Raw genomic sequence first — 26,415 nt, 5'->3', positions numbered from 1 at the left:
CGGGGCCGTCCCACGGGGCGGCCCCGCTCCTGACAGCATCTTGCGGATCGGCCGCCCGCGCCGATGGACACAGGTTGCGCCGGGCCACTATGGTCCGCGCCATGAGCGAGACAGCCAAACCCACCGCCGGTGCCGCCGCAGGCCCCGCCCTGAAGCCCGGTGACCATCTCTTTCTGGTCGACGGCTCCAATTTCATCTTCCGGGCCTATTTCCAGTCGATCAATCAGGACCGGAAATACAATGTCCGCTCGGACGGTTTGCCCTCCGGCGCGGTGCGGCTCTTCGCCACCAAGCTCTTCCAGTTCGTGCGCGACGGCGTGCTCGGCGTCCGCCCGACGCATCTCGCCATCGTCTTCGACAAATCCGAGAACTCCTTCCGCAAGGCGATCTACCCTGCCTACAAGGGCAACCGCTCGGACCCGCCGCCCGATCTGATCCCGCAATTCCCGCTGATGCGCGAGGCGGTGCGCGCCTTCGGGCTGCTGCCGGTCGAGCAGGATGTCTACGAGGCCGATGACCTGATCGCGACCTATGCGAAACAGGCGCGCGAGGCTGGCGCCGACGTGCTGATCGTCTCGGCCGACAAGGATCTGATGCAGCTCGTGCGGCCGGGCGTGGCGATGTACGACCCTGCCTCCGGCGACGCCAAGAAGGGCGCGGGCTTCCGGGCCGAGCGCAAGATCGGCGAACCCGAGGTCGTCGAGTATTTCGGCGTCACGCCCGACAAGGTCACCGATGTCCAGGCGCTGGCCGGCGATGCCACCGACAATGTGCCCGGCGCGCCCGGCATCGGCATCAAGACCGCCGCCCAGCTCATCGGCGAATATGGCGACCTGGAGACGCTGCTGGCGCGGGCCTCCGAGATCAAGCAGCCCAAGCGCCGGGAGACGCTGACCAATCCCGAGATCGTCGAGAAGATCCGCATCTCCCACAAGCTGGTCTGCCTGGTCGACGACGTCGCCGTCGAGACGCCGCTCGAGAACCTGACGCTCGGCCAGCCCGATCCCGTCCGGCTCGTCGCCTTCCTCAAGGCGATGGAGTTCACCACCATCACAAAGCGCGTGGCTGAGGCTTATGAGGCCGATGTCGCGGCCATCGACGCCGATGCCGATCTGGCGCCGGGCGGCGCGCGTGCGGCCGAGCTCAAGGCGCTCCATGTCGGCGCGGACGCTGGCGAGGGCGGGCCTTCGCTCGGGCAGGCGGCCAGCGCGGCCGTCACCCAGCCGACGACGGCCTCCGAGAGCGATGGCTGGCTGAAGCCCTCGGACCTCGCGGCCTCGCGCAAGAACGAGGCGATCGCGGCGAAGATCGACCGCACGGCCTATGAATGCGTGCGCGATCTCGAGACCCTGCAGCGCTGGATCGGCTGGGCCTATGAGGCCGGGCAGATCGCGATCGACACCGAGACCAGCGCCATCGATCCTATGCAGGCCGATCTCGTCGGCGTGTCGATGGCGGTCGCGCCGGGCAAGGCCTGCTACATCCCCCTGCAGCATCGCGGCGGCACGGACCTGTTCGGCGGTGGCATGGTCGAGGGCCAGATCCCGCTGGCCGATGCGCTGGCGGCGCTAAAACCCCTGCTCGCCGACCCCGGCGTGCTCAAGATCGGCCAGAATCTCAAATACGACCTCGTGCTCCTGGCGCGCTATGGCCTCGACGTCGCGCCGGTTGAGGACACGATGCTGATCTCCTATGCGCTCGATGCCGGCAACAACAGCCACGGCATGGACCGCCTCTCCGAGTTGCATCTCGGCCATGAGACGATCACCTTCGGGCAGGTCGCCGGCACCGGCAAGGCGCAGGTCACCTTCGACAAGGTCGCGCTCGACAAGGCGACGGACTACGCCGCCGAGGACGCGGACGTGACGCTGCGGCTCTGGCGCACACTGAAGCCGCGCCTCGCCGCAGAAGGCCGCACCACCGTCTACGAGACGCTGGAGCGCCCGCTGATCGCCGTGCTAGCCCGCATGGAAGCGCATGGCATCTCGATCGACCGGCAGATCCTGTCGCGGCTGTCGGGCGACTTTGCCCAGTCGCTGGCGCGGCTCGAGGACGAGATCTACGAGATCGCCGGCGAGAAATTCACGATCGGCTCACCCAAGCAGCTCGGCGACATCCTCTTCGGCAAGATGGGGCTGTCCGGCGCCAAGAAGACCGCGACGGGGCAATGGGCCACCGGCGCCGGCGTGCTCGAGGAGCTGGCCGAGCAGGGCCACCCGCTGCCGTCGAAAATTCTCGAATGGCGCCAGCTCGCCAAGCTGAAATCCACCTATACCGACTCGCTGCCGGCCTATGTGAACCCGCAGACGCAGCGCGTGCACACCTCCTTCGCGCTGGCGGCGACGACGACCGGGAGGCTCTCCTCCTCCGAGCCCAATCTCCAGAACATCCCGATCCGGACCGAGGCCGGCCGCAAGATCAGGACGGCCTTCGTCGCGGAGAAGGGCTACAAGCTCGTCTCGGCCGATTACAGCCAGATCGAGTTGCGTCTGCTCGCCCATATCGCCGAGATCCCGCAGCTGCGGCAGGCCTTTGCCGACGGCATCGACATCCATGCGATGACGGCCTCCGAGATGTTCGGCGTACCCGTACAGGGCATGCCGAGCGAGGTGCGGCGCCGCGCCAAGGCGATCAATTTCGGCATCATCTACGGCATCTCGGCCTTCGGCCTCGCCAACCAGCTCGGCATCGGCCGCGAGGAGGCGAGCGCCTATATCCGCAAGTATTTCGAGCGCTTCCCCGGCATCCGCGACTACATGGACGCGACCAAGACCTTCGTGCGCGCCAACGGCCATGTCGAGACGATCTTCGGGCGCATCTGCCACTTCCCGGCGGTGGCCTCGAAGAACCCCTCCGAGCGCGCTTTCGTCGAGCGCCAGGCGATCAACGCGCCGATCCAGGGTTCGGCGGCCGACATTATCCGCCGCGCCATGATCCGCATGGAGGATGCGCTGGCGGTGGCGAGGCTCGATGTCCGCATGCTCTTGCAGGTGCATGACGAACTCGTCTTCGAGGTTCCGGACGCTCAGGTTGAGGCGGCGCTGCCGGTGATCACCAAGGTGATGGTCGAGGCGCCGCATCCGGCGGTGCAGCTACGGGTCCCGCTCCAGGTCGATGCCCGCGCGGCGGGCAACTGGGACGAGGCGCACTGACGGGAACATTCGCCGGCCAGAGCACGTTGTCGCTGCACACGCGCCGGGGGGCGCTGCTGCGCGTCGGAACCGGACATCATGCTCAACTCGTCTGCCTGGAGGCCGTTTCCGCGCTATATGGCGGAGCCCGAAGTCGAGGCTGAGGACCTGCACGAGGACGTCACTCCGTCCGAGCATGATCTGATCGTCCGCTATGCCATCATCGGCATCTTCGTCATTCTGCTGACGGCCGCGCTCTATCTGACCCGTGTCATCGCGCTGCCCATCACCGCCGGCATCATCTTCGGCCTCGTGCTCGGTCCGGCCGTCGACGGGCTCGTGCGGCGCAACGTGCCCCAGCTTCTCGCTGCTGCGATTGTCGTGCTGCTGTTCCTCGGCGTCATCGTGACGGCGATCACCGTGCTAGCCGTCCCCGTCGCCAGCCTGAGCGACCAGGGTCCGGCAATGATGGCCGCGCTCAAGACCAAGCTCGCCGGCATCTTCGTCATGATGGACGAGGCGAAGGCGGCGATCGGGACGCTCATGGGCAAGACCGGCGCCGAACTCAACGTCTCGCAGGGCAACCCGCTGATCGACCTCGCCATGTCGTCCTCCGCGATCGCGGGCGGCATGCTGATCTTCGTGGCCACCGTCTATTTCTGGCTCGCCACGCGCCGCCACCTCAAGGCCCGGGCCCTGCGACTCTGCCTCGGCCGGGGCGCTAGGAAATCGGCCGGCGTCTTCTTCCAGGAGATCGAGACGCGCGTGGCCCGCTATTTCGGCCTGGTGACCTTGATCAATCTGGGGATGGGCGTCCTCACCATGGGCATCGCCTGGCTGGCCGGCCTGCCCTATCCGATTTTCTGGGGGGCGCTCGCCTTCGTCCTCAACTATCTCGCCTTCATCGGTCCGATCATCGTCACCGCCCTGCTGTTTGCAGGCGCACTGGTCGATGCGCCCAACGTGCTGACGGCGGTCGGGCCGGCGGCGGCCTATTTCGTCGTTCATCTGATCGAGGGCAATGCGGTGACGCCGGTCTTCGTGGGAAGCCGGCTGACGGTGTCGCCCTTCCTGGTCTTCATCGGCTTCATCTTCTGGCTGTGGCTCTGGGGGCCGGTCGGCGCGGTGCTCTCGACTCCGATCCTGCTCGTCGCCATGGTGGCCCAGGAGGAATTTGCGCGCTATCGGGCGGCGCAGGCCGAGGAGCAGGCGGAGGCGAAGCCGGCCTGAATCGGCGCAGGAGGGAACCGGCATGCGGTGCAGGCGTTGGCCCCAGCATCGGACCCGGACCGATGCCGCCAGCCGGGGCGGATCGTCGAACGATCGATCGAGTTGATTCACGCAAGGACAGGATGACCGACATGGCCAACAGCACCACTGCAACCGAAGGCGCAGCCGCTTCCGCGAAGCGGGCCAAGGACGAGGTCGTCGCCGGCGGCGCGGAACTCGCAGGCGAGGCCCGGGAAACCGCCGCCCGCGCCAAGCGCGAGGCCAATGCGATCGAGGACAGCCTCACCCGCGGCGCCGAGGATCTGGTCGCCACCGTCAACGAGAAGCTCCGCTCCGTCGGCGTCGACACCGACCGCATGGCCGATGTCGCGAAGGAGCAGGCCACCGAACTCCAGCGCCTGATCGAGGAGGAAATCCGCGAGCGGCCGCTGCGCGCGCTCGGCCTCGCGGCGGCGGTCGGCCTGTTCGTCGGCTTCCTCTCGGCGCGCTGACGTCATGATCGGTGGCATCGGCGCCTATATCGCCGGCGAAATCTCCGGTGCGGTCCGTCGCAACGTGACGGTCGGCGTCTTCATGGGATTCGGCGTCCTCCTCCTGCTCTGCGCCGGCGGCTATCTGGTGGCGGCCCTGCATACCGCCCTGGCCCTGCGCTATGGGTCGGTCGAGGCCAGCCTGTTCGTGGCGGGCGGCCTGTTCGTGGCGGGGCTGGTGGCGATCGCCATCGGCTTCTACGTCAAGAACCGCCCGCGACCCGCCCGCCCGATGGCTGCCACGGCTCTGGTTGCGGCGCCGCTGGCGGCCAAGCTGGTCGGGTCCGGTCTGACGTCGAAGAAGGGCTGGCGCGTCGCCCTCATCGGCGGTGTCGTCGTCCTCGGCGCGCTGCTGGGCCGGCGGTTCCTGACCGGGGAGGATTCCGATGGCGAAGCCTGAGGCGCGCCGGACCTTGCTTGTGTCATTTTACATAGGTGGGGCCGGCCATTCGCGCTAGACCGGGCTCATGTCGACTCAAGCGCGTCCGCGCATCAGGTTTCTCGCGCCCGCAATTCCAGCCCTGCGGGCGCGCCTTCGGGCCGCGACAACGACCGTCATCGCCATCGGCGTCGTCGCGATCGCGATCCTGCTGGCGGCCTGGATCAACCGGCAGGCGCAGCAGACGGCCGAACAGGTCTCGCGCGCGATCGCAGTGCGCGAGAGCGCCGAGCGCTTCCTGGGCCATCTGCGCGACGCCGAGACCGGCCAGCGCGGCTACCTTCTGACCGGGCTGGCGAGCTATCTGCCGCCCTTCACGGAAGGCCGTGGCGCGGCCGTGCCGGCCCTCGAGGCGCTCGAGGGGCTCGTCGGGGAAGACCCCGCCCAGCGGGAGCGGATTGCCGCTCTGCGCGTACAGATGCAGCTGAAGCTCGACGAACTCGACGCCACCATCGGACTGATGCGGGATGGACGTCAGGCCGAGGCGCTCGCGCTGATTCGCCGTGGACAGGGCATCGGCGCCATGGAGGCGTTGCGCGACCTCGTCCAGCAGATCCAGATCGCCGAAAATGTCCGCCTCGTCTCGCTCAATCGCTACGAGGAACGCCGGCGGCTGCTGGCCAGCATCGGCATCGTCGTCGCGCTGGCTGGCCTGGCCTTCGCCGCCTGGCAGCAATTGCGCCTGCGCCAGCGCCGCAGCACATCCCTCGCCGAGAGCAATGCGGAGCTGGAGCGGATCATCAGCGAGCGCACCCGCGAACTCGAGAACGAGCGGCTGCGCATCGAGGCGCTGCTGCGCGACGTCAACCACCGTGTCGGCAACAACCTCGCCATGGTCTCGGCCCTGCTCAGCGTCCAGAGTCGCCAGAGCCGGGAGCCGGCGGTGCGGGCGGCGTTGCAGCAGGCGCAGTCGCGCATCCAGGCGATCGCGGCCGGGCAGCGCCGCCTGCGCCTCGATCTCGACACCGACGAGATCGAGGCGCGGCCCTATATGGAGGATCTGCTGGCCGAGATCGGCAAGGCGGCCGAGGGCCGGCCGATCGAGATCGCGCTCGCCATGGACGAGATTCGCCTGCCCGGCCGCGACGCGGTGTCCTTCGTCGTGATCGTCAACGAGCTCGTCACCAATGCGATCAAGCACGCTTTCGCCGATGGCGGGCCGGGTCGCATCGTCATCCGCTTCGAGGAGGCGTTCGCTGACGATGCACCCGCGCTCGCCCTGACGGTCGAGGATGACGGGGTCGGCCTGCCCGCTGAGGTCGAAACCAAGGGGCTCGGCCAGACGGTTCTCGCCAGCCTGCTGCGGAGCATGCAGGCGACGATGACCGCCGCCCCGCTCACGCCCGACAGCAGGCGCCCCGGAACCTGCATCACCCTGCGCTTTCCAAAGCGCGACGCAGCCTGAATGCAAAAAGGCCCGGCGCGCAGCCGGGCCTTGGTCGATGGCTGGGTCCGTCAGAGGCCTTCGAACAGGGCGCTGGAGATGTAGCGCTCGGCGAAGGAAGGGATGATCACCACGATCGTCTTGCCCGCGTTCTCAGGCCGTGCCCCGACCTCGAGCGCCGCCGCGATGGCGGCACCCGACGAAATGCCGCCGGGAATGCCCTCGCTCTTCGCGAGCGCCCGCGAGGTCTCGAAGGAGGTCTGGTTGCCGACGGTCACGACCTCGTCAATCACCGAACGATCGAGGATGCCGGGCACGAAGCCGGCGCCGATACCCTGGATCTTGTGGGGCCCCGGCGCGCCGCCCGACAGCACCGGCGAATCCTCCGGCTCGACGGCGATGATCTTCACGCCCGGCTTCTTCGCCTTCAGCACCTGGCCGACGCCGGTGATGGTGCCGCCCGTGCCGACGCCTGAGACGAAGATGTCGACCGCCCCTTGCGTGTCGTTCCAGATCTCCTCGGCCGTCGTCTTGCGATGGATCTCCGGGTTGTGCGGGTTCTCGAACTGCTGCGGGATGATCGAGCCTGCAATTTCGGCCTTGAGCTCCTCGGCCCGCGCCACCGCGCCGCGCATGCCGCCGGGGCCTGGCGTCAGCACGAGCTCGGCGCCCAGCAGCGCCAGCATCTTGCGCCGCTCCAGCGACATTGTCTCGGGCATCACCAGGATCAGCCGGTAGCCGCGCGCCGCCGCCACGAAGGCGAGCGCGATGCCGGTGTTGCCCGAGGTCGGTTCGATCAGCGTGCCGCCCGGCTTCAGCGTGCCCGACGCCTCCAGCGCATCGATCATGTTGACACCGATGCGGTCCTTGACGCTCGAGATCGGGTTGAAGAATTCGAGCTTGGCCAGGATCACCGCCTTGACCCCGCGCTCGGCCGGCAACCGGTTGAGCTTGACCAGCGGCGTATCGCCGATCGTGTCGGTGATCGATTCATAGATGCGGCCGCGCCCGGGCAGCTTGCCCTGGCCTGGATCCTGTCTGCGCGCTGCCTCGGTCATGACGTGCTCCTTATGTCGCCGGCGAAGCCGAACGAGCCCGCAGGCTAGAGCATTTCACATGCAATGTCGATAAATCGAATAAATAACATTTCTATATTGTAAAATCAGAGGTGACCCGGTCTCTGCCCAGCCCCGGCAGGACCTGGGCCCGCCGGCACAGCTCATCCACGGTCACCTCGTCCAGAATGGTGAGAAAGGCGCGCGAGGCCCGCAGCACCTCCGGCCCGACGATGGCGTCGACCAGCGCTGATTGCGGCGCCGGCCCGATCCCATCGTCACCGGATTCCTGCATGGCGGCGCGCGCAATGTCCCCGGCCGTGATCTTGCGCCGCTCGCGCGCCAGCTCGTAGCCGCCGCGCGGGCCGCGCACGCCCTTGAGGATGCCGACCCTGACGAGGGCCTGCAACATGGTTTCGAGATGGCGCGGCGGCAGGTCGTGCCGCGCCGCCAGCAGCTTGGCCGCCACCGGGGAGGGACGGGCATGGAGGGCAATATCGACGACGGCGGCGATGGCGAGCTGGCTACGCCGAGAGAGAAGCATCATGCCGTTTGATCCGCGATAGGGGTAACGCTATGGGGGGGTGCGCCGGAGACGCCGGTCGAGCCGAACCCCGCCGCGCCACGCTCGGTGCCGGGCAGCGCGGCCTGCTCGCGCGCGACCACGCGCGACACCGCTGCGACGACCAGCTGGGCGATTCGGTCGCCTCGCTTGATCGAGAAGGGCTCCTGCCCGTGATGGATCAGGATGACCTTGATCTCGCCGCGATAGTCGCTGTCGACGGTGCCGGGCGCGTTCAGAACGGTGATGCCGTGGCGGGCCGCGAGCCCGGAACGAGGCCGCACCTGGGCCTCGTATCCCTCGGGCAGATGAAGGCAGAAGCCGGTAGGCACCAGGGCGCGCTCTCCCGGCGCCAACTCCAGCGTTTCGCCCTCCGGGAGGGCCGCGGGCAGATCCATCCCCGCGGCGCCGGCGCTCGCATAGCCAGGCAACGGCAGCCCCGTCGCATGAGCCAGCCGCAGGAACGCGACCTCGACCGGCCCGCTCATGCGCCGGACCGCGCCGCAGACAGCCGCGCGAGATAGGCGACGAGACGGGTGGCGACATCCGCCTTGGCGAGCGTCGGCCAGCTCTCGACGCCATCCTGCGTCACCAGATGCACCGTGTTGGCATCGCCGCCCATCACGCCGGTGCCGCCGACATCATTGGCGACGATCAGGTCGCAGCCCTTCCGGGCGAGCTTGGCCTGGGCATGGGCGACGACGTTCTCGGTCTCGGCCGCGAAGCCGACGACGAGCTCCGGCCGGCCCGAGCTGCGCCGCGCGATCGCCGCGAGGATGTCGGGGTTCTCCACCAGCGCGAGCGGCGGCAGGGCGCCGCCGTCCTTCTTCATCTTCTCCGGCGCTTCCGCCGCCACGCGCCAGTCGGCGACGGCGGCGGCGAAGATCGCGATCTGCGCCGGCAGGGCGGCTTCGACCGCCGCCAGCATCTCGCGGGCCGATTCGACATGCACCGTCTCGACCCCCTCCGGATCGGGCAGGGCGACCGGCCCCGAGACGAGCGTCACGCGCGCTCCGGCCGCTGCGGCGGCCGCCGCGATGGCGTGGCCCTGCTTGCCGGAGGAGCGGTTGGCGATGTAACGCACCGGATCGATGGCCTCATGCGTCGGGCCCGATGTCACCAGCACATGCTGACCGGCGAGGAGGCCGGGGGCCTCGCCGCCGCCTCCGGGCAGGCGGCCGAGAAAGCCGATCGCCCGCTGCGGCGCAGGCGCTTCGCCCGCGAGGGCCAGTTCGATGGCGGCCAGGATCTCGGCGGGCTCCGCCATGCGACCGACGCCGCTTTCGCCCCGCTCGGCCATGGCGCCGGAATTGGGGCCGACGACGAGCACGCCGTCCTTTTCGAGCTGCGCCATGTTCCGGCGCGTCGCCGGATGCTGCCACATCCGCGGATTCATCGCGGGCGCGATCAGGACGCGCTTGTCGGTCGCCAGCAGCGCCGTCGAGGCGAGGTCGTTCGCCAGCCCGTTCGCCATCTTGGCGATCAGGTCCGCCGTCGCGGGCGCCACGACGAGCAGATCCGTCGAGCGCGACAATGCGATATGGCCGATATCGGCCTCGTCGGTCAGCGAGAACAGATCGGTGAAGCAGCGCTCGCCGGCCAGCGAGGAGACCGAGAGCGGCGTCACGAACTCTTCGCCCGCCTTGGTCAGGATGCAGCGCGAGGCGATGCCGCGATCCTTGAGACGCCGGATCAGCTCGAGGCACTTATACGCGGCGATGCCGCCGCCGATGATCAGCAGGATGGAGCGGGAGGCAGACAAGCGGCGGTTCCTGAAACCCGGGACGCTGCTTCCTAGCACCGCATGGGGCGACCTGTCATGAGGGCCGTTCCCCTGGGGCAATCGGGCCGGTCAGGAGGGCGCACCGGTCGCGCGGAGAAGATCGGTCCTCTCTGCCCTCGCCGCGGGTCGCGGACCATCTCCCGAAGGGCGTTTCTTTAAAAGAACGATTATGTTGACAAACAGGACGAATTTGGGGAGAGTGCCGGCGTCGTCGGCTCTGCCGATGGCCGCGGGGATTTGAGCGAGCAGCTTGCGCCGCGTCACCAAACGCTAAAGCGCCACGACGCGGTCGTGGGCTCCATCGACAGGAGAAGACCATGATCGAAGCGACCCCGCATCCCCTTTGCTCCCTCATCGAATCCGGCCGCTGTCGACACTGATCGTCGAGACGCTCGCCAGGCGAGCTTTCCAAACCAGTGTCCATTAGCGCCGCGGTTGCGGCGGGAGCTTCACCATGAATGCCAATCTGTCCGGCGCGGGCCGGCCCAACCGGGGCCTGCCGCCGCGCGATCCGCAGGCCTATGTCATCGAGATCGGCGAGACGCAGGCCGGTCTCGTCAGCCGCCGCGGCGAAGAGCGCTTCTTCACCTTCATCGCCGCCTCGCCTGTCTTCCATGCGATCGAGGGTCATCGCTTCGCCACGCCGGACGCCGCCGAGCGCGCGGCAAGGCAGCTGGCTTCGCTCCGGCGCCGCCCCAACCAAATCCCGTCCTGAGGCTAAAATGAACGCTCCCCTCAAACCCGACGCTTTCCGCGTCGAACCCGGCCCCGTGCCGGAGCAAGCCCCGCCGATCATCCGCTTCGCGCAGATCGGCAAGACCTATGCCGCCCGCGGCGGGCAGGGCTCCGTGTCGGCCCTGTCGGGCGTCGACCTCGACGTGCCCGCAGGCGCCATCGTCGGCGTGATCGGCCGCTCGGGTGCGGGCAAATCCACGCTGATCAGGCTCGTCAACGGGCTGGAGCGGGCGACCTCGGGCCGTCTCCTGATCGAGGGCGAGGACGTCACCGACCTCACCGAGGCCGGCTGGCGCAGCCGCCGGCGGGCGACCGGCATGATCTTCCAGCACTTCAACCTGCTGTCCTCGCGCACGGTCTTCGACAATGTCGCCCTGCCGCTGGAGATTGCGGGCACGCCGAAGGCTGAGATCGAGGCAAAGGTCGCGCGGCTGCTCGATCTCGTCGGCCTCGCCGACAAGCGCGGGCGCTACCCGGCCGAGCTCTCCGGCGGCCAGAAGCAGCGCGTCGGCATCGCCCGCGCCCTGGCGACCGACCCCAGGGTGCTGCTCTGCGACGAGGCGACATCCGCGCTCGATCCCGAGACGACCAAGTCGATCCTGGCGCTGCTAAGACAGGTCAATCGCGATCTCGGCATCACCATCCTGCTGATCACCCACGAGATTCCCGTCATCAAGGAAATCTGCGACCGCGTCGCGGTGATCGAGGATGGCCGCATCGTCGAGGAGGGCGACGTCTTCTCGGTGCTGACGCGCCCTCGGCATCCGACCACGGCACGTTTCGTCGAGGCGGTGACCGGCGTCGAATTGCCGGCCTATCTCACTGGTCGCATCCGTAAGGACCCGCAGCCGGGCGACGACACCGTGCTGCGCATCACCTTCACCGGCGAGAACGCGACGGCACCCGTGATCAGCCGGTTGAGCTCCACCATCGGCGTCGACGTCAACATCCTCGCCGGCCGCATCGACGCCATCGCCGGCAAGCCCTTCGGCAGTCTGCTGGTCTCGGTGCCGACCCGCGAGCCCGAACTCGCCGCCGTGCTCGGCGCACTCAACAGCCTCGAACTCAAGGCGGAGGTCATCGGCCATGTTTCCTGAGATCATCTCGCCCCAGATTCTCGCCCTGATCGGGCAGGCGACGCTCGACACGCTGCAGATGGTGGCGGTCGCCACCGGCCTCGGGACGGTGCTCGGCCTGCCGCTCGGCGTCTTCCTCGCCACCAGCAAGCGCGGCGAACTCTTTGCCGCGCCCCTCGTCAACACGCTGCTCGGCGCGCTCGTCAACGCCACGCGCTCGACGCCCTTCATCATCCTCGTCGTCGCGATCATCCCCTTCACCCGGCTGATCGCGGGCACCTCGATCGGCACCCAGGCCGCGATCGTGCCGCTGACGGTGGCGGCGACGCCCTTCATCGCCCGCCTGATCGAGGGCGCGATCCGCGAGGTCGACCAGGGCCTCGTGGAGGCCGCCCGCGCCATGGGCGCAACGCCGCTGCAGATCGTCCGCAAGGTGCTGGTGCCCGAGGCGCTGCCGGCGATCGCGCTCGGCCTCACGCTCGCCATCGTCAGCCTGATCGGATTCTCGGCCATGGTCGGCGCGGTCGGCGGCGGGGGCCTGGGCGATCTCGGCATCCGCTACGGCTACCAGCGCTTCATGCCCGAGGTCATGGCCGCCGTCGTCGCCGTGCTGATCGTGCTGGTCCAGACCGTCCAGACCATCGGCGACCATGTCGCCCGCCGGCTCAACAAGCGCCTGCGCCACGCCTGAAGAATCCGGGGCTTTCACCCCGGTCATCACCCCTCAGCCATCATCCTGAGGAGCAGGCGGAGCCTGCGTCTCGAAGGATGGTCCAGAAGGCTCCTGCGCAGGCTGGAGCATCCATCGGGACGCCGCGTGCCGCGGCTCTTCATGATGAGGGCTGGGATTTTCGCTCCAAGCAAGGGAACTGCCTCCATGACAGCCATCACCCGCCGCGCCGCCCTCGCCGCCACGGCCCTCGCCGCTCTCGCTCTCTCGGTCCCGGCGCTGGCCCAGGCCCCGCAGATCGTCCGCATCGGCGTCTCGCCCGGCCCCCATGCCGAAATCCTCGAGCAGGTGAAGCCGCTGCTGGCCAAGAAGGGCATCGACCTGAAGATCGTCGAGTTCTCGGACTATGTCGTCCCCAATCAGGCGCTCGACGCGGGCGAGCTGGAAGCCAACTCCTTCCAGAACCAGCCCTATCTCGACAACCAGGTGAAGGACCGCGGCTTCAAGCTGGTCAGCGTCGGCCTGACCGTGAACTTCCCGCTCGGCATCTACTCGGCCAAGCACAAGACCTGGGCCGATGTGCCGGACGGATCCGCGATCGCGATCCAGAACGACCCGACCAATGGCGGCCGCTCGCTGCTGCTGCTTCAGGACAAGGGCGTGATCAAGCTGAGGGACGGCGTCGGCTTCAAGCCGGGCCCGGTCGACATTGTCGCCAACCCCAAGAAGCTGAAGTTCATCGAGGTCGAGGCGGCGCAGACCCCGCGCACGCTGGCCGACGTCGCCGCCGCCGCGATCAATACCAACTACGCCGTCGACGCCAGGATCGAGCCGACCTCCGCGATCCTGCGCGAGGATCCGAAGGGGCCCTATGTGAACGTCATCGCCGTGCGCGCTGCCGACAAGGACAAGCCCTGGGTGAAGACGCTGGTCGAGACCTACCAGTCGCCGGAGATCAAGGCCTTCGTCGCCGAGCGCTTCAAGGGCAACGTGCTCGCCGGCTGGTAATCCCGTTCCTCCCCACCTGGCTTTCATCTCGCCAGGAGCCTGCCCCGGATGCGAACAGCGTCCGGGGCTTTTTGTTGGCCATCGTCATGCTCGGGCTCGACCCGAGCATCTCATGACCAGATGGCCCCTTGCCGTGTTCGGCCTGAGATTCTCGGGTCTGCGCTTCGCTTCGCCCGAGAATGACGCGTGAGCTGGCTGTCAGTTGGCGATCTTGCCCAGCGCGAAGAACTGCGTCTCGCCGGAGGAATTGTCGACGCCGTCATTGTCGGTGACGACGAAGAGATTGCCGTCCTTGTCGAGCGCCATGCCCTCGACCTTGTCGAGGCCGTAGCCATTGAGCGCCATCAGGCCCGGGGTCAGGTCGCGCAGCAGCTTTTTCTCGACGGTCGGGATCGAAGCCGCGCCGAGCGGCGCCGGCGTCAGCCCCTTGACCGAGAAGGTCGCCAGCGTCTTGACGGCCTTCGCGCCGAAGCGATTGTCGCGCTCGATCACCGCGAAGCGGTCATCACCCAGTGCGGTCAGCTCGGACAGGCCCATCCAGGCGCCCGCAGTCGGAGTGGTCAGCGGGTAGTGCAGCACGCCCCAGGTCTTCGTCGCGGGCTTGTAGGCCAGGATCTTGGCCTTGCCCTTGGGGTCGTCCTTCCATTCGCGCTGCACCGCCAGCCAGATCGTCTCGTCCGCCCCGGAGCCGGTCACGGCCACGCCCTCGAAGCCGAAGCGGGTCGCCTGCTTCGCCAGCTCTTCCGGCAGCCGGATTTCCTCCTCGACCTCGCCCTTGGCCGAGACCCGCAGCAGCATGCTCTGGGTCGGCTTGTCCTTGTGCTCGGGGTTGCCCTCGGAGGCCAGCCAGAAGCCGCCGCCGGTGCGGGTGGCGATGCCCTCGAGGTCATAGGCGGCCGGCTTGCCGTCCTTGGTCACGGTGATGGCAGCGGTGATGCGGGCCGGCTTCTGCGTGGCGTCGATCTCGAGGATGCGCGAGGGCGTATAGGCGCTGTCGGTGACCGCGTGGAGCCGGCCGGCCAGCGTCGGATGCGCCGACAGGCCCGAGAGCGCGCCCCAGCCGATCGGGGCGCCGTCGACCTCGCCCGAGACGAGCGTCGGATAGGCCGCCGGAGCTTCGCTGCGCTGGTAGATCGTCACGGCGGATCGCGGTCCGCCCTTGGCGACGAGGTCGGCCTCCGAGGCCGTGACGAGGAGATTGCGCTGCGGGATGGCGAGCAGCCCCTCCGGCGCGATGCCGCCCGACAGCGCCTGGAGATAGCGCGGGGCGCGGCCCGGGCCCTCGTCCTTGTAGACCAGCACCAGCGAAGCGCGCTCCAGCCCGACGAAGATCAGCCGGTCGTTGCCATAGGTCCCGACCTCCATGCCTTCCGGCTCGCTGCCCTTGGCGGCCGAGCGGCGCTCGGGATAATGACCGAGGCTGATCGCGAGATGGTCGGTGGTCGCGCCCGAATCGAACTCGACGGTGCCGTCCTTGCGGAAGATCGTGAAGCCGCGCGAGCCGCCCTTCCAGTCGCCCTCATTGGCGGTGACGAAGCGGTCATTGTCGAGCCAGCGCACCGAATCGGGCTCGCGCGCCACGCCCTTGAGTTCCTCGACGGGCCGGATCTGGCCGTCGCGGGTCTTGTCGATGCCCTTGAGATCGACCGCGCCCGCCGGGAAATGCGCCACCAGCTTGCCGGTCTTGGTGTCGACGATGGCGATGTGGTTGTTCTCCTGCAGCGTCACGACCGCCAGCCCGTCGGCGTTGACGTCGACGAATTCGGGCTCCGGATCGGTCGGTTCGACCGCCGCGATGCCGGTCAGGTCGACGATCTGACGCGAGGCGCAATCGACGGCGCCGTCCTTGAGGCCGATCAGCGTCAGGTTACCGGCCGGCAGCTGCGGCAGGGCCCCCTTGTTGAGCTTTTCATCGCGCTCGTTCTCCATCGCGATGACGATCTTCGCCTTGTCCTTGCTGAGCGTGATCGAATCCGGCTGGCCGCCGAGATCGCAGGTCGCCACGACCTGCTTTGTCTTCAGGTCGACCGTGGCGAGATGACCGGCCGGCTCCTTGAAATTGTCGCCCGAGGTCACGACGGCGACGAAGGCCTTGTCGCGCAGAACCACGACCGAGGTTGATTCACCACCGAGCGGGATGAAGCCGGCGGGCTTGGGCGCGGCGGGCGTGGTGATGTCGATCAGGCCGAGCGCCTTCTGCTCGCCATCGGTATAGGCGAGCAGCGTGCCGTCCTCATTGGCGGCGATGATCTCGGCCACCGTCTTCTTCGATGCGTCGCGATCCGCGGGAAGGTTCAGCGGCACCTGGAAGGTGGCGATGCGGTTGAACATCGGCTCGGCGAGCGCAGTGCCCGAGAGCATCAGGGTGGCGAGCGCGGCGAGAACCAGGGGCTGGCGCATGGGGGCAATCCTCGGGCCGGAATGGCGTGGGCTCTTTCGGTTATTGGCCCCTCATGACGGTTGCGTGACAGTCGTCACGACGCGGTACCACTCTGCGTCGCCAAGACCGGTCTACCGCTGGTCGAGCGCTTCAGCCCCGTCATTTCCAGCGTCGTGATGGCGAGGACGGCCGCCGCCTGCATCAGGACGAAGCCGACGCCGAGCCCCGTCGGGTCAAACCAGCCGAGCATGAGCAGAGCGAGGCTGTCCGCGACCCAGAGCAGGTTGAGCCCAATGACCGCGAGAACCGCCAAGCGCGGCACGGTCGCATGGGCGGCGAGCCATGCCAGCAGCGCCGCGCAGGGCAGCAGCAGGAGGCCGGCCCCTCTGAGAAGGTCGGGTGGCAGCGCAAACAATCCGGATAGCGGACCCGCAGCGACGCTCAGCAGTGCGCCTATGCCGGCGCAGGCGGCGGCGTCGAGCGCGAGGGCACGGCGCAGCAGCGGCGAGGACTGGATCATGGTCATCGATGTCTCCCTGGTAGGAGGCGCCACCGGGACGCCTCGGTTGGATGGCGAAAGGGTGGCGGGCGCAGCTCGGGCCGTCGATTAAGCCGAAGGTAATTGGAACGACGCCGGGGGCCCGGTAGCGTGCCGAGCATGAACAGCCATCGCTCCGCGGCTATCGGCCCCCTCATCCGCGACTGGCGGCAGCAGCGCCGCCTCAGTCAGCTCGAACTCGCGCTCGAGGCGGAGATCTCGCAGAAGCACCTCTCCTTCGTCGAGAGCGGCCGCTCGCAGCCCAGCCGCGACATGGTGCTGCTGCTGGCCGAGCATCTCGGCGTGCCTCTGCGCGAGCGCAACACGCTGCTGCTCGCGGCCGGCTATGCTCCGGTCTATCTGGAACGGGCGCTGGAGGATCCGGCGCTGCAGGCCGCCAAGGCGGCGGTCGATCTCGTTCTGACGGGGCACGAGCCCTATCCGGCACTGGCGGTCGACCGGCACTGGACGCTGCTCGCGGCGAATGCGGCCGTTGCGCCGCTGCTGGCGCTGGTCGGCGATGCCGACCTGCTGCGCCCGCCCACCAACGTCCTGCGGCTGGCGCTTCATCCCGGGGGGCTCGCCCCGGCAACCGTTAACTTCGACGAATGGCGCGCCCATCTCCTGGCTCGGCTGCGACAGCAGGTGCGGCTCGCGGCCGATCCGGTTCTCGCCGACCTCCTGGCCGAGTTCCTCGCCTATCCCGCGACCCCGGTGTCGTCCGCGGCCAGCGCGGTATCGGCGCCTGTCATGGAACCCGCTATCGCGGTGCCACTCCGGCTGCGCGTCGGCGAGGCGGTGCTCTCCTTCATCTCGACCACCACGGTCTTCGGCACCCCGGTCGACATCACCCTGTCGGAGCTGGCGCTGGAGACCTTTTTCCCGGCGGATGCGGCGACGGGCCAGGCGCTGCGCGCGATGGCCGCGACCCGATGCGGGGCCCCTGACTGACCCTCGATTCACCGGGAACCTTTCCGCCGGGTCGCCGGTTGTTGAAACGAAGCCGCTGGGGCGGCAACGAATTCAACAGAAGGAGCACCACGATGGGCAGCACCATGGACAAGGTCAAGGGCATGGCCAACGAGGCCACCGGCAACGTCAAGCAGGCCGCTGGCAAGGCGATGGACAAGCCCGAGCTCGAGGCCGAGGGCTTCGCTCAGGAGCGCAAGGGCGAGGCCCAGCAGGCGCTGGGCAAGGGCAAGGATGCCGTCAAGAAAGTGGTCGACAAGGCCTGATTTCGATCAGAGTCTGACCAAGAACGGGCTGCCGCAAGGCGGCCCGTTTTGCCATGCGCCTCAGGCGGTGCCGCCGATGCCGCCCAGGAAGTCCTTGACGCGGCCGAAGAAGCCCGCCGCCTCGGGATGGGTGGCACCCGAACTCTCGCGCTCGAACTCCTGCAGCAGTTCGCGCTGGCGGGCGGTGAGCTTCTGCGGGGTTTCGACCACGACCTGGATATAGAGATCGCCGACCTCGCGCGAGCGTAGCACGCTCATGCCCTTGCCCTTGAGGCGGAACTGCTTGCCGGTCTGCGTGCCCTCGGGGATCTTCACCCGCGCCTGTTCGCCGGTCAGTGTCGGCACTTCGATCTCGCCGCCGAGCGCCGCCTGCACCAGTCCGATCGGCACGCGGCAGAACAGGTCGGCCCCGTCGCGCTGGAAAATCGCGTGCGGCTGGATCGACAGGAAGATGTAGAGGTCGCCCGCCGGCCCGCCGCGCAAGCCCGCCTCGCCCTCACCCGCGAGGCGGATGCGCGTGCCGTCCTCGACACCGGCGGGGATGTTGACCGAGAGCGTGCGGTCGCGCGTGACGCGGCCGGCGCCCTGGCAGTTCTTGCAGGGGTCGTCGATGATCTCGCCGCGACCGGCGCAGGTCGGGCAGGTCCGCTCGACCGAGAAGAAGCCCTGATTGGCGCGGACCTTGCCGTGGCCGCCGCAGGTCGGGCACTGGCGCGATTTCGAGCCGGGCTTGGCGCCGGTGCCCGAGCAGACCTCGCAGGCGATCGAGGTCGGCACGCGGATCGAGGCGTTCTTGCCGGCGAAGGCGTCCTCCAGCCCGATTTCGAGATTGTAGCGCAGATCGGCGCCGCGTTCGCGGCCATTGGCGCTGCGCGGCCCGCCGCGGCGGGCGTCGCCGAAGAAGGAATCGAAGATGTCCGACATGAAGTCGGAGAAGTCGGGATTGCCGCCGCCCCCGCCCTGTTCGAAGGCCTGATGGCCGTAGCGGTCATAGGCGCCGCGCTTCTGGCCGTCCGAGAGCACCTGATAGGCCTCGTTCAGCTCCTTGAACTTGGCCTCTGCCGCGGTGTCCCCCGGATGCCGGTCGGGATGGCACTGCATCGCCAGCTTGCGGAAGGCGCTCTTCAGCTCCGCCTCACTGGCGGTCTTCGAGACGCCGAGGATTTCGTAGTAGTCGCGCTTGGACATCAAACAGCGGCCCCTTCGCTCCTGCGGGCGGCAGCGGGTCTCAGGCCCGTCGCCGCAGCGCGCAAGAACGAGATTGTTGCGTCACGACGCAATCCCGTAACGCGATGGCCGGGTCAAGCCCGGCCATGACGTCGTCGTCGAGGAAGAGGAGCGCTCAGGCGCTCTTCTTCTTGTCACCCTTGTCGTCGCTGACATCCTTGAAGTCGGCGTCGATGACGTCGTCCTCCTTCTTGGCGTCGGCGGCAGCGGGCTCGCCTTCAGCGGCGCCATCGGCCTGGCTGGCGGCATACATCGCCTCGCCGAGCTTCATCGAGGCCTGCATGACGTCCGTGGTGCGCGCCGTGATGGTCTCGGCGTTGTCCTCGGCCAGCGCCGCCTTGAGCGCGTCGAGCGCGGTCTCGATCGCCGTCTTGTCGGCGGCGGAGACCTTGTCGCCATAGTCCTTCAGCGACTTCTCGGTCGAATGCACCAGGCTCTCGCCCTGGTTCTTCGCCTCGACCAGCTCGCGGCGCTTCTTGTCCTCCGTGGCGTTGGCCTCGGCGTCCTTGACCATCTTCTGGATGTCGGCCTCGGAGAGCCCACCGGACGCCTGAATCCGGATCTGCTGCTCCTTGTTGGTGGCCTTGTCCTTGGCGGTCACCGAAACGATGCCGTTGGCGTCGATGTCGAAGGTCACCTCGATCTGCGGCATGCCGCGCGGGGACGGCGGAATGCCCATCAGGTCGAACTGGCCGAGCATCTTGTTGTCGGCCGCCATCTCGCGCTCGCCCTGGAAGACGCGGATCGTCACCGCGTTCTGATTGTCCTCGGCGGTGGAGAAGACCTGGCTCTTCTTGGTCGGGATCGTGGTATTGCGGTCAATGAGACGCGTGAACACGCCACCCAGCGTCTCGATGCCCAGCGACAGCGGGGTCACGTCCAGCAGCAGCACGTCCTTGACGTCGCCCTGCAGCACGCCGGCCTGGATCGCGGCGCCGATGGCGACGACCTCGTCCGGGTTGACGCCCTTGTGCGGCTCCTTGCCGAAGAACTGCTTCACGACCTCCTGGACCTTCGGCATGCGGGTCATGCCGCCGACGAGAACGACCTCGTCGATCTGCCCGGCCGAGAGCCCGGCATCCTTGAGCGCCTTCTTGCAGGGCTCGATCGTGCGCTGGACGAGATCGTCGACCAGGCTCTCGAACTTGGCGCGCGAGAGCTTGATGGCGAGATGCTTCGGCCCCGAGGCGTCGGCCGTGATGTAGGGCAGGTTGATCTCGGTCTGGGCCGTGGTCGAGAGCTCGATCTTGGCCTTCTCCGCGGCTTCCTTCAGGCGCTGCAGCGCAAGCTTGTCCTTCTTCAGGTCGATGCCCTGCTCGCGCTTGAACTCGTCCGCGAGATACTCGACGAGGCGCATGTCGAAGTCCTCGCCGCCGAGGAAGGTGTCGCCATTGGTCGACTTCACCTCGAACACGCCGTCGCCGATCTCGAGGATCGAGACGTCGAAGGTACCGCCGCCGAGGTCATACACCGCGATCGTGCCGGCCTGCTTCTTGTCGAGGCCGTAGGCGAGCGCGGCCGCCGTCGGCTCGTTGATGATGCGCAGCACCTCGAGGCCGGCGATGCGGCCGGCATCCTTCGTCGCCTGGCGCTGGGCGTCGTTGAAATAGGCCGGGACCGTGATGACGGCCTGCGTCACGGGGGAGCCGAGATAGGCTTCCGCCGTCTCCTTCATCTTGGTCAGCGTGAAGGCCGAGATCTGCGACGGCGAATAATCGGTGCCGTCGGCCTCGACCCAGGCGTCGCCGGACGAGGCCTTCTTGATCTTGTAGGGAACGAGCTTCAGGTCCTTCTGCGTCATCGGATCTTCGAAGGTGCGACCGATGAGGCGCTTGATCGCGAAGAAGGTGCGTTCCGGATTGGTGACCGCCTGGCGCTTGGCCGGCTGGCCGACGAGACGCTCGCCATCATCCGTGATCGCGACGATCGACGGCGTGGTGCGGGCGCCTTCAGAGTTCTCGATGACCTTAGGCGTCGTGCCTTCCATGACCGCGACGCAGGAATTGGTCGTGCCGAGGTCGATACCGATGACTTTACCCATGGAGGGGATCCCTTTTGAACTGAGCAGATCGCCGGCCTTCGGCGTTGATCGCCTCTGCCCGGCCCATGGACCGGCCCGCCCCCACCTGTTGCGGCGAACGAAACCGGCATTCCACGTTCGACGGTCGTGAAACCGTCCCTTGGCGCCGTATATAGGGAGCCGGTTCCCGCCCTTGCAAGACAGGCGAGCCGATTAAGAATCAGGGTCGGCGTGCTTTCCGGCGACAGGGTTGACGGCACTCATTGCCGCCGAGTGTTGCGGATGTGCCCTTGCGTCGTCGGGCGCGACATTTCATGCAAAACGGGCTGAATCCCTTTTCGAGCTGGCTTTTCGTGATCCGACCGCCCCATGCCGCCCTCCGCCTCGCTTTGCTGGTCCTCGCCGGCACGATGCAGGCCGCGCTGGCGCAGCCACTGCAACTGCCGGGAGCGCAGCCCTTCAATGCACCTGGCACGCAGCAGGCGGCGCCACCCTCCAGCGGCGGACCGGCTGCGCCGAGGCCCCCTTCGATGCCCGCGATCAAGGTGGCCGGCGAGGACGCCATCCTGGGACGCGTGCTGCGTCACAATGGCGGTCTGGGCGAAGCCGTCTTCGAGAAGACGGCGGCCGGCTACGGGCTCAAGCTGACCGCGGACGGCTTCCAGTCCGGCAATCTGGTCGAGCCCTGCGCGGTCTCTTTCGGCGAAACCCCGGTGCCGGTGACATCGCTCGGCCGGCCTGCCGGCGTGCCGCGCTACCGGCTCGAAGCCTCGATCTGCCCCATGGTCTTCGACGTGCTGGACGGTGCCTTCCTCGTCGTCGAGCCGGCCCAGCCCTGCGTGATCGAAGCCGCCGCCTGCCGCATCGACCCGCGCGGCCTGTGGGGGCCCGACGCCCGCACCCTGGCCACACGCGCCAAGGAGATCGAGGCAGCGCGCGGCGCAGCCGAGCGAGCGGTCCGCGAGGGCTATCGCGTCCTGACCGCCCGCGCCGATGCGGTCGAGCAGCGCGGCGTCGCGCGCGAGCAGGCCGGCTTCTCCGCCGAGCGGGAACTGGTTTGCCGCACCTATCAGCGCGAGGGCCAGTACGGCTTCTGCGGCGCGCGCCTGACGGAGGCGCGTGCCGCCTCGATCCGGGCGCGGCTCGGGCTGGCCAGCGAGCCGGCCAAGGCCGCGCCACGGCCTGCCCGGCCACGCCCCACGCCACCGGCAGGCGGAGCCGGCCCGCTGCCGCTGATGCCGCAATAGGGTCTCCCCCGCCCGCATTCGCGGCCTGGAGCCTCGGATCGGCGTTGGAGCACCTTCACTGCCTTGTCATTGGCGTTGCGGGCTGCGATCGGTCACTCATCGCGACCAGTTGCAAGGATGATGACGCGGATCATGGCCTACGCCCTCAACCGACAGCTCTGGCGCCAAGCGGCGCTCGCTCTCGCCCTGCTCGTGCCGAGCCTGGCGCAGGCGGCGGAATCGGCCGCGGTGACGAGCCCGCGGGTGACGGCGACGCTTCTCTCCAGCCGTGACGCCGTGGCGCCGGGCGAGCGCTTCCAAGTCGGGCTCGTCCAGAAGATCGCGCCCGGCTGGCACACCTACTGGGCCAACCCGGGCGATTCCGGCGAGCCGACCCGCATCGCCTGGACATTGTCGCAGGGTGCGACCGCAAGCGAGATCCAGTGGCCCGCCCCCAAGGCGATCCCCGTCGAGCCGCTGGTCAATTTCGGCTTCGAGGGCACGGTCCTGCTGCCCGTGGAGATCGCGGTCCCGGCCGAGGCGAAGATCGGCGAGCGCCTGACACTGCAAGCTGCCGCCACCTGGCTCGTCTGCGAGAAGATCTGCATTCCCGAGGAAGGGACGCTGACGCTCAACCTGCCGGTCGCGCCGGCCGCCATCGTCGCCGAGGCGGCCCAGTCCCGGATCGAGGCCGCCCGTGCGGCCCTTCCGGCGCCGGCCGGCTTCCGCGGCAGGCTCGCCGCCGAGGGCGAAGCTCTCGCTCTGACGCTGCCCGGCCTGCCGGCCGCGGCGACCGAACTGCGGGTCTTCCCGCTGTCCGACACGCTGATCGACCATGCCGCCGCGCAGGAGGTTCGCACCGCCGACGGGGCAACCCGGGTGCGGCTCGCCCGCTCCAGCGCCTTCAAGATCGCCGCCGGCGAGATCGCGGGCGTCCTGACCTATCGCGAGGGCGGGCTCTCGCGGGCGCTGACCTTCGCGGCCGACGTCGATCCCGCTCTCGTCGGGGCGGCCGCGGGCCCAGCCGCTGCGCCGGCTGTGCCCCGGATTCCGCTTCCGGCCGAGGGCGTCGACCTGACGCTGTGGGCGGCGCTGCTCTTCGCCTTCGCCGGCGGGCTGATCCTCAACCTGATGCCCTGCGTGCTGCCGGTGCTCTTCATCAAGGCGCTGGGCTTTGCGCAACTGGCCCGGGCCAGCCGTTCGCAGGTCCGCGAGCAGGGGCTGCTCTTCCTCGCGGGTGTGCTCGTCACCTTCATGGCGCTGGCGGGGCTGGTGATCGCGCTGGGGGCGTTCGGCACGAGCGTCGGCTGGGGCTTCCAGCTGCAGTCGCCGCCGCTGGTGATCGCGCTCGCCGTGGTGATGACGCTGATCGGCCTCAACCTGCTCGGCGCCTTCGAGGTCGGGACCTCGGCGGCTGGCGTCGGCCACGGCCTCGCCGGCCGGGGCGGGCGGCTCGGGGCCTTCATGACCGGTGCGCTGGCGGTGGTCGTCGCGACGCCCTGCACGGCGCCCTTCATGGGCGCGGCCATCGGCTATGCGGTGACGCAGCCGCCTGCGCTGGGCCTCTCCGTCTTCCTGTCGCTGGCGCTGGGCTTTGCGCTGCCGGTGGTGGCCCTGTCCTTCGCGCCGGGCCTGCTGCGCCTGCTGCCGAAGCCCGGCCGCTGGATGCTGATCCTGAAACAGGCCTTCGCCTTCCCGATGTTCGCCACCGCGATCTGGCTGATCTGGGTCGCCTCGGTCCAGGCCGGGCCGGGCGGCGTTCTGGCGGCGCTCGTCGCGGTGCTGGCCGCGGGCTTCATCGTCTGGCTGGTCGGGGTCGCACGGAACAGCGGAAGGGGGCGGCTCGCCTCCTCGCTCGTGGCGCTCTTGATCGCCGTCGGTGCCGGCTGGTTCGTGACGCAGAGCGCCGTGCCGGAGCTGGCGCAGGCGCGCGCAGGCGACACCCAGGTCTGGTCGCCGGAGCGGGTCGCGGCGCTGCAGGCCGAAGGGCGGCCGGTCTTCGTCAACTTCACCGCCGCCTGGTGCATCACCTGCCTCGCCAATGAGCGCGTCGCGCTGTCGCGGCAGGAGGTCAAGGACGCTTTCGCCGAGCTCAAGGTGGTCTATCTCAAGGCCGACTGGACGAACCGCGACAGCCAGATCGCCTTCGCGCTCGCCGAGCAGGGTCGGGCGGGCGTGCCGCTCTATCTCTTCTACCCCGGCCGACAGGGCGCCCAGCCGGAGATCCTGCCGCAGCTCCTGACACCCGACATGGTCGTGACAGCCGCGACCCGCGCGGCGGGCAAAGAGGTCAGGACCGCAAACCGCTGACGCCTTTCACCTCACGCAGACCCAAAGGAGACAGACGTGAAGGCCAACCTGACCCGCCAGACCTTTATCGCCGGCCTCGCCCTCGCCGGGTTTTCTCTCGCGGCAGCCCCCGCTCTGGCCCAGTCCGCCGCCAGGATCGGTGCCCCGGCCCCGGCTTTCGAGGCGGTGGATTCCGACGGCAAGACCCGCAAGCTCTCCGAATTCGCCGGCAAGACGGTGATCCTCGAATGGACCAACCATGACTGCCCCTATGTCCGGAAGCACTACACCAGCGCGACCATGCAGACGCTGCAGAAGGACATGGCGAAGGAGGGCGTCGTCTGGCTCTCGGTGATCTCATCACCGGTCGGTGAGCAGGGCCATGTCGACGGCGCCAGGGCCAACGAGCTGACCAGGAGCCGCGACGCCGCGCCGGCCGCCGTCCTGCTCGACCCCAACAGCAGGATGGCCCGCGCCTATGGCGCCACCACGACACCGCACATCTACATCGTCGATCCCAAGGGCACGCTGGCCTATATGGGCGCCATCGACGACAAGCCCTCCGCCAGCGCCGCCAGCCTCACCGGCGCCAGGAGCTATGTCCGCCAGGCGGTCGCCGAGCTCAAGGCCGGCAAGCCGGTCTCCGAGGCGAGCACCAAGGCCTATGGCTGCGCGGTGAAATACGCGCCGGTGAGCTGAGGGCGGCCTCAGGCGTCATACTCGGGCTTGACCCGAGCATCTCGTCAACCAGTGTCCTGTCTTGGATGAGATTCTCGGGTCTGCGCTTCGCTTCGCCCGAGAATGACGCTTCGCTAGACCCGCCCCAGCCGCGCGCCCGTCTGGCTGTCGAAGACATGGACACGGTCGGGGTCGACCGTGATCCAGATGCGACCGGCCTGCGCCGCGATGACGTCGGTCGCCGCCTGCATCACGAAGGGCAGGCCTGCGAGCTGGCCGTGGAAGAGCTGGGTGGCGCCCAGCTCCTCGATGAACTCGACATCGAAGGGCAGCGAGCCGGCCTCGCCCTCGGAGGCGATCTCGACATCCTCCGGCCGCAGGCCGACCTCGACCGCGGTCTGGGCCGGCAGGTCCAGGCGCAGGTCGCGCGCCTCGAGAATCGCATCGCCCAGCGCCACGATGCCGGGTCCGTCGATCGTGCCGGGCAGAATGTTCATCGGCGGCGAACCGATGAAGGTGGCGACAAACTTGCTCGCCGGCTTCTTGTACACGTCGGCCGGCAGGCCGATCTGCTCGACCTCGCCGCCATTCATCACGACGAGCTTGTCCGACAGCGTCATCGCCTCGACCTGGTCATGCGTGACGTAGATCGCGGTGACGCCGAGCGCGCGCTGCAGCTTCTTGATCTCGACGCGCATCTGCACGCGCAGCTTGGCGTCGAGATTGGAGAGCGGCTCGTCGAACAGGAAGACCTGGGGCTTGCGCACGATCGCGCGGCCCATCGCGACGCGCTGGCGCTGGCCGCCCGAGAGCTGCTTCGGCCGCCGCTCCAGCAGCCCCTCGATGGCCAGGATCCGGGCGGCTTCCTTGACGCGCCGGTCGATCTCGTCCTTCGGCGTGCCGCGGTTGCGCAGGCCATAGGCCATGTTGTCGTAGACGCTCATATGCGGGTAGAGCGCGTAGTTCTGGAACACCATCGCGATGTCGCGATCGGCCGGGCCGATCTCGTTGACGACGCGTTCCCCGATCGAGACCTCGCCCGCGGAGATCGTCTCCAGCCCGGCGACCATGCGCAGCAGCGTGGATTTCCCGCAGCCGGAGGGACCGACGAGCACGCAGAAGCCGCCATCGGGAATGTCGAAGGACACGCCCTTCACCGCCTCGACGCCGCCGGCGTAGACCTTCTTGACGTTGGTGAGAGTAACCTGGGCCATCGGCG

General features: G+C 68.5%; 23 protein-coding genes. 14 read left to right on the top strand and 9 right to left on the bottom strand.

All coding sequences use genetic code 11. The annotated features are described in order from the left end of the window. Window positions 1–101 precede the first annotated feature (101 nt). The 5 genes from polA (at window position 102) to SJY11_RS01840 (ending at window position 6,735) form a co-directional block, all read left to right on the top strand. Window positions 102–3,152: a DNA polymerase I gene (polA, locus tag SJY11_RS01860; protein WP_376984773.1), complete on the top strand. Its 3,051-nt coding sequence runs from the start codon at window positions 102–104 to the stop codon at window positions 3,150–3,152. A 78-nt stretch (window positions 3,153–3,230) separates the two neighbouring features. After that, the gene (locus tag SJY11_RS01855) at window positions 3,231–4,361 is read left to right on the top strand and encodes an AI-2E family transporter (RefSeq protein WP_376984772.1); all 1,131 of its coding nucleotides are present in this window, start codon (window positions 3,231–3,233) and stop codon (window positions 4,359–4,361) included. A 131-nt stretch (window positions 4,362–4,492) separates the two neighbouring features. Then, a complete protein-coding gene (locus tag SJY11_RS01850) occupies window positions 4,493–4,852 on the top strand; it encodes a DUF883 C-terminal domain-containing protein (protein WP_326912345.1) in 360 nt (119 codons plus the stop codon). Window positions 4,853–4,856: 4 nt separating this feature from the next. Continuing rightward, window positions 4,857–5,291: a hypothetical protein gene (locus tag SJY11_RS01845; RefSeq protein WP_326912344.1), complete on the top strand. Its 435-nt coding sequence runs from the start codon at window positions 4,857–4,859 to the stop codon at window positions 5,289–5,291. Window positions 5,292–5,358: 67 nt separating this feature from the next. Beyond that, window positions 5,359–6,735, top strand: coding sequence for a sensor histidine kinase (locus SJY11_RS01840; RefSeq protein ID WP_376984771.1), 1,377 nt, complete (start codon window positions 5,359–5,361; stop codon window positions 6,733–6,735). A 50-nt stretch (window positions 6,736–6,785) separates the two neighbouring features. On the opposite strand, the gene cysK is transcribed toward SJY11_RS01840, so the two are convergent. The 4 genes from cysK to SJY11_RS01820 form a co-directional block, all read right to left on the bottom strand. Further along, a complete protein-coding gene (gene cysK, locus SJY11_RS01835) occupies window positions 6,786–7,772 on the bottom strand; it encodes a cysteine synthase A (protein WP_376984770.1) in 987 nt (328 codons plus the stop codon). A gap of 91 nt (window positions 7,773–7,863) precedes the next feature. Then, entirely contained in the window at window positions 7,864–8,316 is a 453-nt protein-coding gene (locus SJY11_RS01830) for an RrF2 family transcriptional regulator (RefSeq protein ID WP_376984769.1), read from the bottom strand. Then, window positions 8,313–8,819, bottom strand: coding sequence for a dUTP diphosphatase (gene dut, locus SJY11_RS01825; RefSeq protein WP_376984768.1), 507 nt, complete (start codon window positions 8,817–8,819; stop codon window positions 8,313–8,315). Before dut ends, SJY11_RS01830 begins: the two co-directional genes overlap by 4 nt. After that, window positions 8,816–10,093, bottom strand: coding sequence for a phosphopantothenoylcysteine decarboxylase domain-containing protein (locus tag SJY11_RS01820; protein ID WP_376984767.1), 1,278 nt, complete (start codon window positions 10,091–10,093; stop codon window positions 8,816–8,818). Before SJY11_RS01820 ends, dut begins: the two co-directional genes overlap by 4 nt. A 475-nt stretch (window positions 10,094–10,568) precedes the next feature. On the opposite strand from SJY11_RS01820, the gene SJY11_RS01815 reads away from it, so the two are divergent. From SJY11_RS01815 to SJY11_RS01800, 4 genes are all read left to right on the top strand, one after another. After that, window positions 10,569–10,829: a hypothetical protein gene (locus SJY11_RS01815; RefSeq protein ID WP_376984766.1), complete on the top strand. Its 261-nt coding sequence runs from the start codon at window positions 10,569–10,571 to the stop codon at window positions 10,827–10,829. A gap of 7 nt (window positions 10,830–10,836) precedes the next feature. Next, on the top strand, window positions 10,837–11,946 hold the full coding sequence (locus SJY11_RS01810) for a methionine ABC transporter ATP-binding protein (RefSeq protein ID WP_376984765.1): 1,110 nt from the start codon (window positions 10,837–10,839) through the stop codon (window positions 11,944–11,946). Continuing rightward, a complete protein-coding gene (locus tag SJY11_RS01805) occupies window positions 11,936–12,616 on the top strand; it encodes a methionine ABC transporter permease (protein WP_376984764.1) in 681 nt (226 codons plus the stop codon). Before SJY11_RS01810 ends, SJY11_RS01805 begins: the two co-directional genes overlap by 11 nt. A gap of 186 nt (window positions 12,617–12,802) precedes the next feature. Then, window positions 12,803–13,603, top strand: coding sequence for a MetQ/NlpA family ABC transporter substrate-binding protein (locus tag SJY11_RS01800; RefSeq protein ID WP_376984763.1), 801 nt, complete (start codon window positions 12,803–12,805; stop codon window positions 13,601–13,603). A gap of 198 nt (window positions 13,604–13,801) precedes the next feature. On the opposite strand, the gene SJY11_RS01795 is transcribed toward SJY11_RS01800, so the two are convergent. Both SJY11_RS01795 and SJY11_RS01790 read right to left on the bottom strand, forming a co-directional pair. Next, window positions 13,802–16,003 carry an esterase-like activity of phytase family protein gene (locus tag SJY11_RS01795; protein WP_376984762.1) on the bottom strand — a complete coding sequence of 734 codons (2,202 nt, stop codon included), beginning with the start codon at window positions 16,001–16,003 and terminating at the stop codon, window positions 13,802–13,804. 74 nt (window positions 16,004–16,077) lie between these two features. Then, complete coding sequence (locus SJY11_RS01790) at window positions 16,078–16,509, bottom strand: hypothetical protein (RefSeq protein WP_376984761.1); 432 nt, start codon at window positions 16,507–16,509, stop codon at window positions 16,078–16,080. Between the two features lie 132 nt (window positions 16,510–16,641). Between SJY11_RS01790 and SJY11_RS01785 the strand changes: the two genes are divergently transcribed. Further along, window positions 16,642–17,472, top strand: a complete 831-nt coding sequence (locus tag SJY11_RS01785; protein WP_376984760.1) for a helix-turn-helix domain-containing protein — start codon at window positions 16,642–16,644, stop codon at window positions 17,470–17,472. A 92-nt stretch (window positions 17,473–17,564) separates the two neighbouring features. After that, a complete protein-coding gene (locus SJY11_RS01780) occupies window positions 17,565–17,756 on the top strand; it encodes a CsbD family protein (protein ID WP_054210530.1) in 192 nt (63 codons plus the stop codon). Between the two features lie 60 nt (window positions 17,757–17,816). Here SJY11_RS01780 and dnaJ read toward each other — a convergent pair whose 3' ends face one another. Together dnaJ and dnaK are read right to left on the bottom strand one after the other, a co-directional pair. Further along, the gene (dnaJ, locus tag SJY11_RS01775) at window positions 17,817–18,944 is read right to left on the bottom strand and encodes a molecular chaperone DnaJ (RefSeq protein ID WP_267520553.1); all 1,128 of its coding nucleotides are present in this window, start codon (window positions 18,942–18,944) and stop codon (window positions 17,817–17,819) included. Between the two features lie 154 nt (window positions 18,945–19,098). Further along, on the bottom strand, window positions 19,099–21,024 hold the full coding sequence (gene dnaK / locus SJY11_RS01770) for a molecular chaperone DnaK (protein ID WP_326912332.1): 1,926 nt from the start codon (window positions 21,022–21,024) through the stop codon (window positions 19,099–19,101). Window positions 21,025–21,356: 332 nt separating this feature from the next. On the opposite strand from dnaK, the gene SJY11_RS01765 reads away from it, so the two are divergent. From SJY11_RS01765 to SJY11_RS01755, 3 genes are all read left to right on the top strand, one after another. Continuing rightward, on the top strand, window positions 21,357–22,250 hold the full coding sequence (locus SJY11_RS01765) for a hypothetical protein (protein WP_376984759.1): 894 nt from the start codon (window positions 21,357–21,359) through the stop codon (window positions 22,248–22,250). Window positions 22,251–22,382: 132 nt separating this feature from the next. Beyond that, the gene (locus tag SJY11_RS01760; RefSeq protein WP_376984758.1) at window positions 22,383–24,539 is read left to right on the top strand and encodes a protein-disulfide reductase DsbD family protein; all 2,157 of its coding nucleotides are present in this window, start codon (window positions 22,383–22,385) and stop codon (window positions 24,537–24,539) included. Between the two features lie 36 nt (window positions 24,540–24,575). Next, window positions 24,576–25,217, top strand: coding sequence for a redoxin domain-containing protein (locus SJY11_RS01755; RefSeq protein WP_376984757.1), 642 nt, complete (start codon window positions 24,576–24,578; stop codon window positions 25,215–25,217). Between the two features lie 113 nt (window positions 25,218–25,330). Here the strand turns inward: SJY11_RS01755 and SJY11_RS01750 are convergent, their stop codons facing one another. Continuing rightward, window positions 25,331–26,410 carry a sn-glycerol-3-phosphate import ATP-binding protein UgpC gene (locus tag SJY11_RS01750; RefSeq protein WP_376984756.1) on the bottom strand — a complete coding sequence of 360 codons (1,080 nt, stop codon included), beginning with the start codon at window positions 26,408–26,410 and terminating at the stop codon, window positions 25,331–25,333. Between the last annotated feature and the right edge of the window lie 5 nt (window positions 26,411–26,415).

The organism is Allobosea sp. R86505, from assembly GCF_042466375.1.
In the GTDB taxonomy this organism is placed as follows: Bacteria; Pseudomonadota; Alphaproteobacteria; order Rhizobiales; family Beijerinckiaceae; genus Allobosea.
This window is presented reverse-complemented; position numbering and strand designations above follow the sequence as displayed.

Coding starts and splice junctions, on each gene's coding strand:
- SJY11_RS01795 (WP_376984762.1), bottom strand. CDS start 16,003: ATGCGCCAGCCCCTGGTTCTCGCCGCGCTCGCCACCCTGATGCTCTCG.
- SJY11_RS01845 (WP_326912344.1), top strand. CDS start 4,857: ATGATCGGTGGCATCGGCGCCTATATCGCCGGCGAAATCTCCGGTGCG.
- SJY11_RS01840 (WP_376984771.1), top strand. CDS start 5,359: ATGTCGACTCAAGCGCGTCCGCGCATCAGGTTTCTCGCGCCCGCAATT.
- SJY11_RS01850 (WP_326912345.1), top strand. CDS start 4,493: ATGGCCAACAGCACCACTGCAACCGAAGGCGCAGCCGCTTCCGCGAAG.
- SJY11_RS01855 (WP_376984772.1), top strand. CDS start 3,231: ATGCTCAACTCGTCTGCCTGGAGGCCGTTTCCGCGCTATATGGCGGAG.
- polA (WP_376984773.1), top strand. CDS start 102: ATGAGCGAGACAGCCAAACCCACCGCCGGTGCCGCCGCAGGCCCCGCC.
- SJY11_RS01780 (WP_054210530.1), top strand. CDS start 17,565: ATGGGCAGCACCATGGACAAGGTCAAGGGCATGGCCAACGAGGCCACC.
- SJY11_RS01810 (WP_376984765.1), top strand. CDS start 10,837: ATGAACGCTCCCCTCAAACCCGACGCTTTCCGCGTCGAACCCGGCCCC.
- cysK (WP_376984770.1), bottom strand. CDS start 7,772: ATGACCGAGGCAGCGCGCAGACAGGATCCAGGCCAGGGCAAGCTGCCC.
- SJY11_RS01800 (WP_376984763.1), top strand. CDS start 12,803: ATGACAGCCATCACCCGCCGCGCCGCCCTCGCCGCCACGGCCCTCGCC.
- SJY11_RS01785 (WP_376984760.1), top strand. CDS start 16,642: ATGAACAGCCATCGCTCCGCGGCTATCGGCCCCCTCATCCGCGACTGG.
- dnaJ (WP_267520553.1), bottom strand. CDS start 18,944: ATGTCCAAGCGCGACTACTACGAAATCCTCGGCGTCTCGAAGACCGCC.
- SJY11_RS01760 (WP_376984758.1), top strand. CDS start 22,383: ATGGCCTACGCCCTCAACCGACAGCTCTGGCGCCAAGCGGCGCTCGCT.
- SJY11_RS01830 (WP_376984769.1), bottom strand. CDS start 8,316: ATGATGCTTCTCTCTCGGCGTAGCCAGCTCGCCATCGCCGCCGTCGTC.
- dnaK (WP_326912332.1), bottom strand. CDS start 21,024: ATGGGTAAAGTCATCGGTATCGACCTCGGCACGACCAATTCCTGCGTC.
- SJY11_RS01815 (WP_376984766.1), top strand. CDS start 10,569: ATGAATGCCAATCTGTCCGGCGCGGGCCGGCCCAACCGGGGCCTGCCG.
- SJY11_RS01750 (WP_376984756.1), bottom strand. CDS start 26,410: ATGGCCCAGGTTACTCTCACCAACGTCAAGAAGGTCTACGCCGGCGGC.
- SJY11_RS01805 (WP_376984764.1), top strand. CDS start 11,936: ATGTTTCCTGAGATCATCTCGCCCCAGATTCTCGCCCTGATCGGGCAG.
- SJY11_RS01790 (WP_376984761.1), bottom strand. CDS start 16,509: ATGACCATGATCCAGTCCTCGCCGCTGCTGCGCCGTGCCCTCGCGCTC.
- dut (WP_376984768.1), bottom strand. CDS start 8,819: ATGAGCGGGCCGGTCGAGGTCGCGTTCCTGCGGCTGGCTCATGCGACG.